Raw genomic sequence first — 15,203 nt, forward strand, 5'->3', positions numbered from 1 at the left:
ATTGCCCATCGGCCTTCGGCTATTCCCTAGGCTAAAGCCTAGAGTTATCACAATTCTGATAATTTATTTCCACTGCTCAATTACCTCTTGCATATCCACTCCCACAACCCTAGCTTTGCCAAACCTTGGAGGATTGGCAAAGCTAAGGGGGAAAAACATGATAACAGGCATACACCACATCGCAATAATCTGCTCAAACTACGAAGTCTCCAAACACTTCTACACGCAAAAACTAGGTTTCAAAATCCTCCGTGAAGTTTATCGCGAAGCGCGCGACTCCTATAAATTAGACCTAGAGGTCAATGGTTTATATCAAATCGAAATCTTTTCGTTTCCGAATCCGCCAACTAGAACTTCCCGACCAGAAGCTGCAGGGCTACGCCATTTGGCATTTTCAGTCAACGATTTAGACGCGATGGTCCAGGAATTAAATCGGCAAAATATTGCATCTGAACCCATTCGAATCGATGAATTTACAGGAAAACGCTTTACTTTTATAGCAGATCCCGATGATCTACCCATTGAATTTTACGAGAAATGAATCGAATCGATAAGAAACCCCTTGCAGATTTAGGCTATGGCTTTGTCACTTCCGAATTCCTGCAGGCGGGCACGAATGAATACCTATACCGCAATTCAACGATACAAACTGCTGCCTATCGCCAACTGACGTCGCGCGAAATCAGCATTATGGAGGCGAACCTTAACGAAGCAGAAAACTGGAAAGACATCTGGGTCAAAGACGGATTCAACCCTTACCTCGTCAAAAACTGCCGTTTTTTCGGGTTGATTCGTATCGGAATCTTGGAATCTTGCTACCTTGAATTCAAAAACCTGCGCATGCCCGTAGGCTTATACAACTCAACCATTATTTCCAGTGATTTTGGGGACAATGTAGCCATCGACCGCGTCAATCTCCTCTCTCATTTTCAAATCGGGAACGAGGTCATGATCCTGCAAGTCAATGAATTAGCTACCACCCCGACAGCCAAATTCGGAAATGGAATTGTGAAAGATGGTGAAGCAGAACGCATTCGAATTTGGTTAGAATTAGGAAACGAAAATGGCGGCCGGAAGGTCATTCCGTTCATCGGGATGCGCCCTTCTGATGCCTATCTATGGACACAGGATCGGGATGATAAGACACTCCAAGAAGGCTATTTTAACCTGACCCAACAAGAATTTTCGACACACCGAGGCTATTATGGTCAAATCGGGGATCGCACCGTCATTAAAAATACAGGCATCATCAAAGATGTCAACATGGGTTCTGACACCTACATCAAGGGTGCAAACAAATTGAAAAACCTGACCATCATATCCTATCCGCACGCCTCCACGCAAATTGGAGAAGGCTGTGAAATCGTGAATGGTATTATTCATGAGGGCTGTCGGATATTTTATGGCGTCAAAGCCGTGCGTTTTATTTTGGCAGCACATAGTCAATTGAAATATGGAGCGCGTTTGATCAACTCCTTTTTGGGAAGTAATTCGACAATTTCATGTTGCGAGGTTTTGAATGCCCTGATTTTCCCGGCGCACGAACAACATCACAACAATTCCTTTTTGTGCGCGGCGATGATACAAGGCCAAAGTAATATGGCTGCCGGCGCGACGCTCGGGTCGAATCACAATTCCCGCGGAGCCGATGGCGAGTTGCAGGCGGGACGCGGTTTTTGGCCAGGACTATCTGTGGCACTCAAACATAATTCGAAATTCGCGGCCTTCAATTTGATCTCCAAAGGAAATTATCCGGCCGAAATTCATAATCCTATCCCCTTTTCTTTATTAGGGAACGACGACGAATCAGGCGGCTTATTGATTATTGCTGGCTATTGGTTCCAATACAACATGTATGCCATCGCACGAAATGCATGGAAATTTGCGGCACGTGACCAACGTGTAGAGAAAAACATGCTCTTGGAATTCGATTATTTGGCACCTGATACGGTTAGCGAGATGCTGAAGGCACGCGACTTATTCTGCCAGTGGGTCGGCGATGCGCTTGAAAAAGACAGCCAAGCCGGGAAAGAGTGGTTGGAAAACTCAACGAATGCTCAAAACAATTTAGCCGTTTGGGCGACCGGAATCGAGAACTCGAAACGCAAGACACGCGTGGCTAAAATACACCGCGCGTATCAGATTTTTGGGGATTTATTGCAATACCACGCTGCCAAAGAATGGGTTGCGACATGCCAACGAAATCCTAACCAAAAGCCCATTGAGCTATTGAACAAAACCTTAGCGAATGCTACAGCAATTCAGACTTGGGACAATTTAGGAGGCCAATTGATTCCTTCGGGCGCAGTTGCCGACTTGAAAAATAAAATTAAATTGGGCAGCATCAAGGCCTGGTCGGAGGTACACGAATTCTACGAAAAACAAGCAGTATTATATCCAGACCAAAAATTCGAAAATGCATTAAATGGCCTATTAAAGGTAAATCCAAACGCGATAGAAAACATTCCAGCCTGGTTACACAAGGCCGTAGAAACCTCGCGTTTCTTAACCGAAGGCATCGAAAAATCCCGTGCCAAAGATTACCAAGACCCATTCCGTTTAGCGATGTTCGGCAATGCCCAAGAACTCGAAGCGGTGATAGGGGATTTGGATGATAACGAGTTCATTCAGCAGTCGAAGGTGAATCAACAGTTGTTCGAAGAGAAAATAAAAAACTTGGTGTAGGTCCTTGGGCAATCCCCAGGTTAAAACCTGGGGTTATAAGTTTCTTTGGCAAACCTGAGAGTTTATAACCCCAGACTTTAGTCTGGGGATTAGGATCGCACCTCTCAGCCTGCGGCTGTTCCCTAGGTTGAAGCCCAGGGCTAGATACATCATTTATAACCCCAGGTTTTAACCTGGGGATTAGGATCGCACCTTTCTGCCTGCGGCTGTTCCCTAGGCTAAAGCCTAGGGTTAAAGACATCATTTATAACCCCAGACTTTAGTCTGGGGATTAAGACGCGAAGTATCGCGTCTCTAATAATATCATCCACGATAATCCCGCCACCACAAAAAAAGCCCCAAGCATCGCCTGGGGCCTAACTTTGGCAATGCTCAAAGCTTTGCCAAAGAAAAAATCTTAGGGTTTATTCGAATCCACCTTCAATCTTTCCTCACGATTCGAAATCTCCCAAGCCATGTAGAAAACTAAACGGCCAACTTTCTGTACTTGATCAAATTCAATTTTCTCCACATCATCGCCTGGTTGGTGATAATCCTCATGCACACCATTAAAGAAGAATGCTACGGGAATACCATGTTTGGCAAAATTATAGTGGTCGGAACGATAGTAGAAACGGTTCGGATCGTTCGGATCATTGAAACGAAAATCCAATTCCAAGCCTACGTGCTTCTTGTTTTGCTCCACCAACACCTCGCGCAAAGACGATGATAATTTGTCGGAACCAATTTCATAAATGTAATCCGGCTTGCCCATGTGCTCCTCATCGTAGCGACCCGTCATGTCTGTATTGATATCACAAACGGTATTCGCCAAAGGAAACAAAGGATGGTTTGAATACCACTCAGAACCCAATAGGCCTTTTTCTTCTCCAGTTACCGTCATAAACAAAATACTCCGACGAGGTCTCTTTCCTTCCGCTGCAGCCTTACCAAACGCCTCCGCTAATTCCATCACCGTCACCGTTCCCGAACCATCATCATTCGCTCCGTTATTAATCTTTCCATCAAACGAAATACCAATGTGATCATAATGGGCTGTCAAAATAACAACTTCATCTTTTTTGTCTGTCCCTTCCAAATAACCCACAACATTATACGTATCGACAGGTTTCTCCGTACGTTCGATCGTCAAGCTAATTGGCGAAGTTTTGAATTTAGCCGGTACCGACTTTTTCGCAACGGCTACCGCAGCTTTATAAGCCAACAAATCTGCTTCCGTCGTACCTAAAATTTCAGCCGCCATTGCAGATGAAATCAATAAGACAGGTGCTTCATTAGGAGAAGCCGCAACATCAGCAAAAACCATGCGCTCATTTCCAAAACGCTGCATCATCACTTGGCGTTGGCGTAATTGATTTCCGAAATCTTTCTCCGACTTATCCGAAATCAAAATCAAGCCCTTCGCGCCCAAGGCCTGCGAACGCTTTAATTTCTCTTTCCAGCCATCGCCTTTTCCGAAAACTGAAGGATCTTTTGTCCCAGATAACACATAATTTCCTTGCGCATCTTTGGCCTCTCCTTCAAATGCCAACACATATTTTCCTTTAGCAGCTAATTTGTCGAAATCCACAAATCCAGCTTGTTGGACCCCGTATCCCGCAAACACCACAGGTAATTTTGAATTAGCAACAACGGGTGCCAAAGCATTGGCCATAAATTGGCCTAAATAATCGTAGGATTTCCCTTTGATTGACAAGGCTACTTTCGTCCAAGAACGATTCACTAAATCCACTTTTTGAAAATAGGAACCATTCACTGGCGCTAAGCCCGATTTCTTAAAATGGTCAGCGATGTAATTCGCTGCCACTTTCTGTTCCGCTGAACCCGTATTACGGCCCTTCAAACTATCAGAAGCAATAAAGGTGAGGTGTTTTTTCAAATCCTCCGCCTTAATCGTATAGGCATACGGGACGGGATTTGATTGAGCCAAAGCTCCAAAAGGAATAATTTTAGCGAGTAAAATCAGCGCTAAAACATAGATTGTTGATTTTTTCATGTAGTAAAACAAATTTAAAGAAAGCGAAGTTAAGGAATCAAAAATAAATCGCTAAAAAAAGCTTACTTTTGTGGCGATTTTTCAATCCAAATTCAGACGAATTTTATGACCCCAAATTTCAAATACCGGGAAGATTTTGCATTGCGTCACAACAATGTTGAACCTGCCGATGTATCCGCCATGTTGAAGGAAATCGGCGTAGCTGATTTAAATACACTCATCAATCAAACTGTACCTGAAAAAATTCGTTTGGCACAAGGCCTTCGCCTACCTGCACCGAAAACGGAATTTGAATTCCTTCGTGATTTCAAACAAGTAATGGGTCAAAACAAAATCTTCAAAAGCCATATTGGTTTAGGATATTTTGATACGTTCACACCGAATGTGATTTTGCGTAATATTTTGGAAAATCCATCTTGGTACACGGCCTATACGCCTTACCAAGCTGAAATCGCGCAAGGTCGTTTGGAAATGTTATTGAACTACCAAACGATGATCATCGACCTAACGGGCATGGAATTAGCAAATGCATCTCTTTTAGATGAGGGAACTGCAGCTGCTGAAGCTATGACGATGTTATATGGCCAACGTCCTGCAGAGCGTGCAAATGCGGAAACATTATTCGTATCTTCCCTTTGCTTGCCACAAACCATCGATTTATTGATGACACGTGCAGAGCCGATCGGTATCGAAATCGAAGTAGGAGATCATACCAAAATCGACTTAACAGATCCGAAATATTACGGAATCGTTTTACAATACCCGGCAGCCAATGGCGAGGTATTTGATTATGCAGCATTTGTTGGCGCAGCCAAAGAACAAAATCTACAAATCGTTGTCGCGGCTGATTTATTAGCCTTGACGTTGTTAACGCCTCCAGGTGAATGGGGTGCGGATGTCGTGGTAGGGAGTTCGCAACGTTTTGGTGTACCAATGGGATTCGGTGGTCCACACGCAGCTTTCTTTGCTACGAAAGAAAAATACAAGCGTAGCATCCCAGGTCGTATCATCGGGGTATCCGTTGATGCTGAAGGAAACCGTGCTTTGCGTATGGCGCTTCAAACACGTGAGCAACATATTCGTCGGGAAAAAGCAACGTCCAACATCTGTACGGCACAAGTATTGTTGTCGATCATGGCTGCGGCTTACGCAATCTACCACGGACCGGAAGGCTTGAAAAAAATCGCTTCACGCGTGTACGGCCTTACAGAATTATTGGCCGCTGGTTTGAAAAAACTGGGTTATAGCTTAGAAAACACACAACACTTTGACACCTTAACGGTTCTTACGGGTTCTCAAACAGAAGAAATTCGTGAATATGCAGAGGAGTCGGAGCGCAATTTTAGATACTACAAAAACGATGCAACGAAATTAAGCATCGCTTTAGATGAGACAACTTCGGAAGACGATGTGATTGAGATTTTGGCATTTTTCCAAAGAGCTCAAGGCCAGCGCATCTTAGGAGATGAGTTGACCGTTGCTTGGAATCTTCCTAGCTCCTTGACACGTACGTCCAACTTCATGTCACATAACGTGTTCAATCGCTACCATTCGGAGCATGGCATGTTGCGTTATTTGAAGTCTTTGGAATCCAAAGATTTATCTATGGTACACTCGATGATTTCATTGGGATCATGTACGATGAAATTGAATGCAACAACGGAAATGATTCCGGTAACTTGGCCAGAAATGGGCAAAATGCACCCATTTGCGCCTGCGTTCCAGACACGTGGGTACCAACAAATGATTACGGAATTAAGTGCTTGGTTATGTGAAATCACAGGCTTCGCGGCGATGTCGATGCAACCTAATTCGGGAGCTCAAGGCGAATATGCTGGCTTGATGGTGATTCGTGCTTACCATGCTTCGCGTGGAAATTCACATCGTAACATTGCCCTAATCCCTTCCTCTGCGCATGGCACAAACCCTGCATCAGCTGTAATGGCAGGCATGAAAGTGATTGTGACTCCATGTGATGAAAATGGGAATATCGATGTAGCAGCATTACGCGCTAAAGCCGAGGAGCATAAAGATGATTTGGCATGTTTAATGGTGACGTATCCAAGTACACATGGCGTGTTTGAGGAAAGCATCATTGATATCTGTGCGATGATTCATGAATTTGGTGGACAAGTTTACATGGATGGTGCCAATATGAATGCGCAGGTAGGATTAACTTCGCCGGCACGCATTGGCGCCGACGTATGTCACTTGAACCTGCATAAAACCTTCTGTATTCCACACGGAGGCGGTGGCCCGGGCATGGGACCGATCGGCGTAGCACCACAACTAGTACCTTTCTTACCGGGTCACGTGATTACGGATTCGGTTGATGCAACGGCACACGGAGCCGTTTCAGCTGCCCCGGTAGGTTCAGCATCGATCTTAGCTATCTCTTACGCATACATCGCGATGATGGGCGGAGAAGGCTTAACGATGGCTACCAAAACTGCGATCTTGAATGCCAACTACATCAAAGCACGTTTGGAAAAAGAATTCCCAATCTTGTACACCGGTTCACAAGGACGTTGTGCACACGAAATGATTGTAGATTGTCGGCCGTTCAAAATCTCCGCTGCCGTAGAAGCAGAGGATATCGCGAAACGCTTGATGGACTACGGTTTCCACGCACCTACCCTATCGTTCCCGGTAGCTGGAACCTTGATGATCGAGCCGACCGAATCGGAAAGCAAAGAAGAATTGGATCGTTTCTGCGACGCCTTGTTGAGTATTCGTGCTGAGATTCGCGCGATCGAAGAAGGCCGCGTGGAGAAGACGAACAACTTATTGAAGAACGCACCACATACACAAACTCGGGTGATGATTGCCGACTGGGATAAGGCATACACACGTGAAGAGGCAGTTTTCCCACTTCCATATGTAAAAGCCAATAAATTCTGGCCTACGGTTTCGCGTATCGATTCGGCATATGGAGACCGAAATTTGGTTTGCGCATGCGAACCGACGTCGAGTTACGCCTAATTTTTATCAAGTTCTTGATTATTTTAATCCCCCTGGTGAACCCCAGGGGGATTTTTACTGATAATTTATATAGTATGCTTGCATAACATTTTGTTTTTTCGGTATATTTACTGCGGTAGACGCTGACAGGGTCAACGACCCTGTCAGCGTCACCAAAAAACCATCTCAATCTTTTTAACATGAATCGTTCCATTAAACGCGTAGCCATCCTTGGCTCTGGAATTATGGGCTCTCGCATCGCCTGTCATTTCGCAAACATTGGCGTTCAGGTATTGCTTTTGGACATTGCTCCCAAAGAACTGAATGCAGAGGAACAAGCCAAAGGCCTTAGCCTGGAGCACCCATCCGTGAAAAATCGGATCGTAAATACGGCATTTCAACAAACTATACAGGCAAAGCCCGCATCGCTTTACAGCAGCAGCTTTGCCAAAAACATCAAACTGGGCAACTTCGACGATAATTTACCGGAGATTGCACAGGCCGACTGGATCATGGAGGTCGTCGTGGAGAATTTAGCGATCAAAAAATCGTTGTACGACCGCGTCGAGCAATTCCGTAAACCCGGCACCTTGATTACTTCGAACACTTCAGGCATTCCCATCCACTTGATGGCCGAAGGGCGTTCAGATGATTTCCAACAACATTTTTGCGGCACGCACTTTTTCAATCCGCCTAGGTATTTGCGTTTACTGGAGATTATCCCAACCGCCAAAACTGACCCTAACATCATCGAATTCCTTTTGCAATATGGCGAAACCCAATTGGGCAAAACGACCGTATTGTGTAAAGACACGCCGGCATTCATCGCGAACCGCATTGGTGTTTATTCGATGATGCAAACGATGAAAGTCGTGGAAGAATTGGGATTAACTGTTGAGCAAGTGGATAAGTTGACCTCGAAAGTCGTAGGCCGACCAAAATCTGGAACCTTCCGTTTATCGGATGTTGTGGGTTTAGATACCACCGTTCACGTAGCGAATAATTTGAAGCAAGCATTGACTAACGATGAAAGCAAGTCGATTTTTGATTTGCCCAACATGCTTCAAAAATTAATGGACAACAAATGGCTCGGCGATAAAACCGGTCAAGGATTTTACAAGAAAACCAAAGAAGCTGGCAAAACAGTTATCTTGAGTTTAGACTTACAAACATTTGAATACCGCCCGGCGCAGAAGGTTTCTTTTGAGACCTTGGAGCGTACAAAGGCCATCGACAAATTAGCGGATCGCTTTGCAGTCTTATTGGCCGGCAAAGATTTAGCAGGAGAGTTTTACCGCAAAACCATCTTAGATGGCTTCCGTTATGCCTCCATGCGCGTACCTGAAATCGCGGATGATTTTGTCAAAATTGATCAAGCCATCTGCGCAGGATTCGGTTGGGAAATGGGTATTTTCGAAACCTGGGACGCGATCGGCGTGCAAGCTGGAATCGAGCTCATGGCTGCAGAAGGCATTCAACCCGCAGCGTGGGTAACGGAAATGCTGCAAGCGGGAAATACAAGCTTCTACCGAGTTCAAAACGGGGAGCGTCAATATTATGACATTCATAGCAAGACCTATCAAACCATTCCGGGATCGAATAAGCAGATCAATTTACAAATTCTAAAACCGACCAAAACCGTTTACAAAAACGACGATGCGAGCATTATCGATATCGGCGACGGAATCATCAACTTGGAATTCCATTCGAAGATGAATACGATGGGACAAGGCGTTTTGGAAGGAATTCAAAAAGCAATTGATCTAGCTGAAAAAGATTACCGTGGTTTGGTCATCGGAAATGAAGGCGTTGAAGCGTTCTCGGCGGGAGCAAATTTGGGCATGCTGTTTATGTATGCGGCCCAACAGGAATTTGATGAAGTCAATCAGATGATTGCCATCTTCCAAAAAACCATGATGCGCGTCCGTTACTCATCCATTCCGGTGGTGGTCGCTCCGCATACCTTGGCACTAGGTGGAGGAACGGAGATCAACTTACATGCCGACAAAATTGTGGCTCATGCGGAATTGTACATGGGATTGGTGGAAGTGGGTGTAGGTTTAATTCCAGCCGGTGGGGGTACAAAAGAAATGGCCTTGCGTATGGGCGATGCCCGAAGAAAAGGCGACGTAGAACTCAACCGTTTGCAAGAAGCCTTCATGAACATAGCTACGGCGCGCGTGAGTACATCGGCGCATGAGGCTTTGGAAATGAATTATTTGCGCAAGGAAGATCGCATTGTGTTGAACAGAAGCCAACTCATTTCGGAAGCGAAAAAAGAGGCAATCGCATTAGCGGATGCGGGATACGTGCAACAGCAACAAAGAAGCGATGTTTGGGTAGAAGGAAAACAAGGTTTAGCCTTGTTTAAAGCCGGGATTCAAGGCATGTTGATGGGTAAATACATCTCCGAACACGATGCCTTAATCGCAAATAAACTAGCTTATGCAATTTGTGGTGGCGATTTAGATGCACCGCAAATGGTCACTGAAGAATATTTACTCGACTTAGAGCGCGAAGCATTCTTATCGCTTTCGGGCGAACGCAAAACGTTGGAACGAATCAGTAGCTTATTAAATGGAGGTAAACCTTTAAGAAATTAATCATGAACGCATATATCATAGCAGGTTACCGCACCGCGGTGGCAAAAGCAAACAAAGGTGGATTTAGAACCATGCGACCAGATGATTTGGCGGCAGAGGTGATCAAACATTTAATGGCGCAAGTTCCTTCCGTGGACCCGGTGCTCGTGGAAGATTTAATCGTGGGTAACGCGATTCCGGAAGCCGAGCAAGGGATGCAGATGGCGCGGTATATTTCCTTATTATCACTGCCAAAGAGCGTACCTGGATTCATTATCAACCGCTATTGCGGGTCGGGCTTAGAGGCTATTGCTTTGGCATCATCCAAAATTGCGGCTGGCATCGCGGATTGCATCATTGCCGGAGGAACAGAATCCATGAGCATGTTGCCTATGATGGGACATAAAACCGTTTTGAATTACAACATTGCCTCCGAGCATCCCGATTATTACATCGGCATGGGCCTAACCGCCGAGGAGGTTTCCAAAAAATACGAAATCACACGTGACGAGCAAGATGCTTTTGCATTCGCGTCACATCAAAAAGCGCTAGCCGCACAAGCAGCTGGTCATTTTGATGCATCGATCGTACCCATTAACGTATCTGAAAATTATTTCGATGCAGCATCAGGCAAGAAAAAAACGAGAACCTGGACCGTTTCCAAAGATGAAGGTCCTCGGGCTGATACAACCATTGAAGCACTCGGAAAATTGAAACCCGTGTTTGCCATGGGTGGAACGGTGACTGCCGGAAATGCATCCCAAACTTCTGATGGAGCAGCGTTTGTCTTAGTGGTTTCGGAGGCCTTTGTTAAACAACATAAATTGGAACCCATCGCGCGCATGGTAACCTATGCCACCGCAGGTGTGGAACCAAGTTTGATGGGTATCGGTCCGGTAGAAGCAATTCCATTGGCGTTGAAAAAAGCTGGACTTTCTTTGCAAGACATCCAACAAATTGAATTGAATGAGGCTTTTGCAGCTCAATCATTGGCAGTCATTAAGACCTTGGGCATTGACCCGAGCATCGTGAATGTAAATGGAGGTGCGATTGCTTTGGGGCATCCGCTAGGATGTTCGGGCGCTAAATTGTCCATTCAATTATTCGATGAAATGAAACGCCGCAACCAGAAATACGGCATGGTAACTGCCTGTGTGGGTGGTGGCCAAGGGGTCGCGGGGATTTATGAACGACTTTAATGATCGTGTAGAGACGCGAGGCGAATCATGTAGAGACGCGATACCTCGCGTCTTAAAATAATAGACGCGAAGTATCGCGTCTCTACAAAACAAAAAAACAGACGAGATTATCGCGTCACAACATAAACAAAACAGACGCGAGGTATCGCGTCTCTACAATACCGCGTGCAATTCACCTAACAATGACATCAACCGATTACATCCGCCTAGAATCTGAATACGGTGCCCATAATTATCATCCCATTCCCGTCGTCCTTACCAAAGGCCTCGGCGTACATGTTTGGGATGTAGAAGGTAAACAATACTTCGACTTTTTGTCGGCCTACAGCGCCGTCAATCAAGGGCACTGTCATCCTCGCCTAATACAAGCTATCACGGATCAAGCCCAAAAACTCACCTTGAGTTCGCGTGCCTTTCACAATGACCAATTAGGCTTAACCGAAAAAAAACTCGCAGAGAAATTCGGTTACGAGAAAGTGTTGTTGATGAATACAGGCGTCGAAGCCGGGGAATCCGCGATCAAATTAGCCCGTAAATGGGGGTATGAAGTGAAAGGCATTCCAGCCAATCAAGCACAAATCATCGTCGCTGAAGGGAATTTTTGGGGCAGGACCATTGCGGCGATTTCGTCCTCAACGGATCCTAGTAGCTATCACAACTTTGGTCCCTATGCACCTGGATTTATCAAAATTCCATACAATAATTTACAGGCTTTAGAGGAAAAATTACAAGATCCAAACGTCGCGGCCTACATGGTGGAACCTATTCAAGGGGAAGCTGGGGTTGTTTTACCAGATGCGGGTTACTTGAAAAAAGCCGCAGACCTATGCAAAAAACATAAGGTTTTATTCATCGCCGATGAAATTCAAACGGGCCTCGGTCGGACCGGCGCCTGGTTAGCTTGCCACCACGAATTCGTCCATCCCGATATTCTATTGTTGGGCAAAGCTTTGTCGGGTGGATTCATGCCCGTGTCTGCCGTATTATGCAGCGATGAAATCATGTTGACAATTAAGCCCGGCGAACATGGATCCACCTTTGGGGGAAATCCATTGGCATGTGCGGTAGCGAATGTGGCCATCGACATTTTGGAAGATGAGGATTTAATTGAGAACGCGGAAAAACGCGGACACCAATTGATGCAATTCCTACAAACACTAAAAGCCAAAACAGCTTTAATCCGTGAAGTGCGAGGCAAAGGTTTATTGTGTGCAATCGAAATCAATACAGATGAAGATAGTCCGGTCGCATGGGAAATATGCATGGATTTTATGCGGGCAGGACTATTGGCAAAACCAACACACGGTAATAAAATCCGTTTGGCACCGCCTTTGACCATTTCGAAAACCGAAATGGATCAAGCCAGCGATATCATTGAAAAAGTCTTCTTGGGTTATTAACGAATCTCGAAACAACGCATCGAAATTCCTCCATAAACGAGTTGCTCGTAGGTCGTATAGACTTGTTCGTCTTTACGTGCCAGCGCCAAACTGTACAACAAGGGAATGTAATGATCTGGTGTAGGAACGGAATAACGTCCTCCCGGTGCGCGTTCGTAATCGAGTAATCCTTCGACGTTTTTATCGGCAATTAATTTCGCCGACCATACATCAAATTCCTGTGCCCATTCGTAGCCAAAGTTCTCTTGACCTGAACTTAAATTAGGCACGCTGGCTTGTAAATTGTGCACTATATTGCCACTGCCTAGGATCAAAACGCCTTTTTCACGCAAAAACTGTAGTTCTCGTGCGAGCGATATATGGTAAGCTAATGGCCGCGAATAGTCAATCGACAACTCGAAACAAGGAATATTATGTTGGGGAAACAAATGACACAAAACCGTCCATGCGCCATGGTCTAAACCCCATTCAGTCGTAGGCTGAACCGATTTCACCTCGTCGGCTAAAGCAGAAGCAAAGAATGGACTACCAGGAGCAGGATATTGGTACTGATGTAATTCGCGCGGAAATCCACCGAAATCGTGAATCGTTTCCGGCTGAGGGGAGGCTTGCACAAAAGTTCCTCCGCGGGTCAACCAGTGCGCTGAAACAACCAATACAGCCTGTGGAGGTGCGATAGACGCCCCTAACTGATTCAAAGATTGCGTAAATGGATTGTCCATTAACGCATTCATCGGACTGCCATGCCCGATAAACCAAACGGGCTGACGATCCGATGAACGTAATTCAATGGGTAAAATCGACATGATTAGCGATTCATAGAAACCAAAAACTCTTCGTTATTACGCGTACCTTTCATTTGCTGTTGCAAGAATTCCATGGCCTCTACTGAGTTCATGTCCGACATATGCTTGCGCAAAATCCAAACGCGTTGCAATACTGCTGGATCCATCAATAGATCCTCACGACGCGTACCAGAAGCCGTTACATCAATCGAAGGATAAATACGGCGGTTGGCCAATTTACGATCCAATTGTAATTCCATATTACCCGTACCTTTGAATTCCTCAAAGATTACCTCATCCATTTTCGATCCGGTTTCAATCAAGGCCGTTGCGATGATGGTTAATGAACCGCCATTCTCCACGTTACGTGCCGCTCCGAAGAAACGTTTTGGTTTGTGAAGGGCATTGGCATCCACACCCCCAGATAAAATCTTACCTGATGATGGAACAACCGTATTATATGCACGCGCTAAACGCGTGATTGAGTCTAATAGAATAACGACATCATGACCACATTCAACCATACGTTTTGCTTTCTCCAAAACCAGGTTAGCCACTTTCACGTGACGCTCGGCTTGCTCATCAAACGTAGATGAAATCACTTCAGCACGTACCGAACGCTGCATATCGGTCACCTCCTCTGGACGCTCATCGATCAATAAAATGATCAAATAAACCTCCGGGTGATTGCGCGAAATCGCATTGGCAATGTCCTTTAATAAAACCGTTTTACCCGTTTTTGGCTGAGCTACGATCATACCACGCTGTCCTTTACCGATCGGCGCAAACAAGTCCAAAATACGCGTCGAATAATTATCTGGCGTCGAAGACAAGTTTAATTTTTCCTCTGGGAACAAAGGCGTTAAGTATTCAAAATTGATTCGATCACGAATCTCATCGGTCGTCTTTCCATTCACAGATTCCACTTTCAATAAAGCGAAATATTTCTCTCCTTCTTTCGGCGGACGAATTTTTCCTAAAATAGTATCTCCTGTCTTTAAACCAAACATTTTGATTTGAGACGGCGACACATAAATATCATCTGGCGATGCCAAATAGTTATAATCCGATGAACGCATGAAGCCGTATCCGCCTTCTTGCATGATTTCTAACACCCCTTCATTGTCAATTAAGCCATCCAATTCTTTGATGACTTGATTGTAATTATTGCGGTGTTGACGATGTTGATGCTGTGGCTGTTGAGCCGGTGCATCCTCTTTCGGCAAGCTATTTAAATCTACCGGTGCATCCGTTGGCGAAACTTTATCCGCAGCCAAAGGCGCATCACTTGTCACGAATGACGTATCTACTTCTTCGGGTTCGATAATTCCTTCTACTTCGATAGGGGCCTCATCTGATTGGTTAGGCTTTCCTTTCCGAGGGCGAATATTTTTCGCAGGTCTTGCAGGAGCAGCCGTCTCCGTTACTTCTGGAGTTGATTCTACGGCAGGAGCCTCTCCCATCGGTAATAAAGGAGCTTGATCTTCGGTTGGTTTTGAAATTCGTTGACGCTTAGGACGGTTGGTTGATTCGGATTTATTATCCATAAAAGGGAAAATATGTTGATATTTTTTAGATGAAACAAACCCCAAAAT

The 15,203-nt window shown here is 45.2% G+C and carries 9 protein-coding genes; 6 read left to right on the top strand and 3 right to left on the bottom strand.

The window, feature by feature from the left end; all coding sequences use genetic code 11:
• Positions 1-157: 157 nt before the first annotated feature.
• The gene (gene gloA2 / locus V7S75_RS05475; RefSeq protein ID WP_459512334.1) at positions 158-541 is read left to right on the top strand and encodes an SMU1112c/YaeR family gloxylase I-like metalloprotein; all 384 of its coding nucleotides are present in this window, start codon (positions 158-160) and stop codon (positions 539-541) included.
• Entirely contained in the window at positions 538-2,685 is a 2,148-nt protein-coding gene (locus V7S75_RS05480; protein WP_459512037.1) for a DUF4954 family protein, read from the top strand. Before gloA2 ends, V7S75_RS05480 begins: the two co-directional genes overlap by 4 nt.
• Positions 2,686-3,082: 397 nt before the next feature.
• Here the strand turns inward: V7S75_RS05480 and V7S75_RS05485 are convergent, their stop codons facing one another.
• The gene (locus tag V7S75_RS05485) at positions 3,083-4,681 is read right to left on the bottom strand and encodes a M28 family peptidase (protein ID WP_459512038.1); all 1,599 of its coding nucleotides are present in this window, start codon (positions 4,679-4,681) and stop codon (positions 3,083-3,085) included.
• 105 nt (positions 4,682-4,786) lie between these two features.
• Here V7S75_RS05485 and gcvP point away from each other — a divergent pair, with 105 nt between their 5' ends.
• The 4 genes from gcvP to rocD all read left to right on the top strand — a co-directional run bounded on the left by gcvP (position 4,787) and on the right by rocD (position 12,823).
• Positions 4,787-7,663 (top strand): aminomethyl-transferring glycine dehydrogenase, encoded by a 2,877-nt coding sequence (gene gcvP, locus V7S75_RS05490; protein ID WP_459512040.1) that lies wholly within the window; start codon positions 4,787-4,789, stop codon positions 7,661-7,663.
• Positions 7,664-7,842: 179 nt separating this feature from the next.
• Positions 7,843-10,245 carry a 3-hydroxyacyl-CoA dehydrogenase/enoyl-CoA hydratase family protein gene (locus V7S75_RS05495; RefSeq protein WP_459512042.1) on the top strand — a complete coding sequence of 801 codons (2,403 nt, stop codon included), beginning with the start codon at positions 7,843-7,845 and terminating at the stop codon, positions 10,243-10,245.
• Between the two features lie 2 nt (positions 10,246-10,247).
• On the top strand, positions 10,248-11,423 hold the full coding sequence (locus V7S75_RS05500; RefSeq protein ID WP_459512043.1) for an acetyl-CoA C-acyltransferase: 1,176 nt from the start codon (positions 10,248-10,250) through the stop codon (positions 11,421-11,423).
• Positions 11,424-11,605: 182 nt separating this feature from the next.
• Positions 11,606-12,823, top strand: coding sequence for an ornithine--oxo-acid transaminase (gene rocD / locus V7S75_RS05505; RefSeq protein ID WP_459512045.1), 1,218 nt, complete (start codon positions 11,606-11,608; stop codon positions 12,821-12,823).
• Here rocD and ygiD read toward each other — a convergent pair.
• Positions 12,820-13,629: a 4,5-DOPA-extradiol-dioxygenase gene (gene ygiD / locus V7S75_RS05510; RefSeq protein WP_459512047.1), complete on the bottom strand. Its 810-nt coding sequence runs from the start codon at positions 13,627-13,629 to the stop codon at positions 12,820-12,822. The two genes, rocD and ygiD, sit on opposite strands and share 4 nt — an antisense overlap.
• A 2-nt stretch (positions 13,630-13,631) precedes the next feature.
• Positions 13,632-15,155, bottom strand: coding sequence for a transcription termination factor Rho (gene rho, locus V7S75_RS05515; protein WP_459512048.1), 1,524 nt, complete (start codon positions 15,153-15,155; stop codon positions 13,632-13,634).
• Positions 15,156-15,203 lie beyond the last annotated feature (48 nt).

This window comes from Aquirufa sp. TARAVU-A1A, assembly GCF_054558675.1.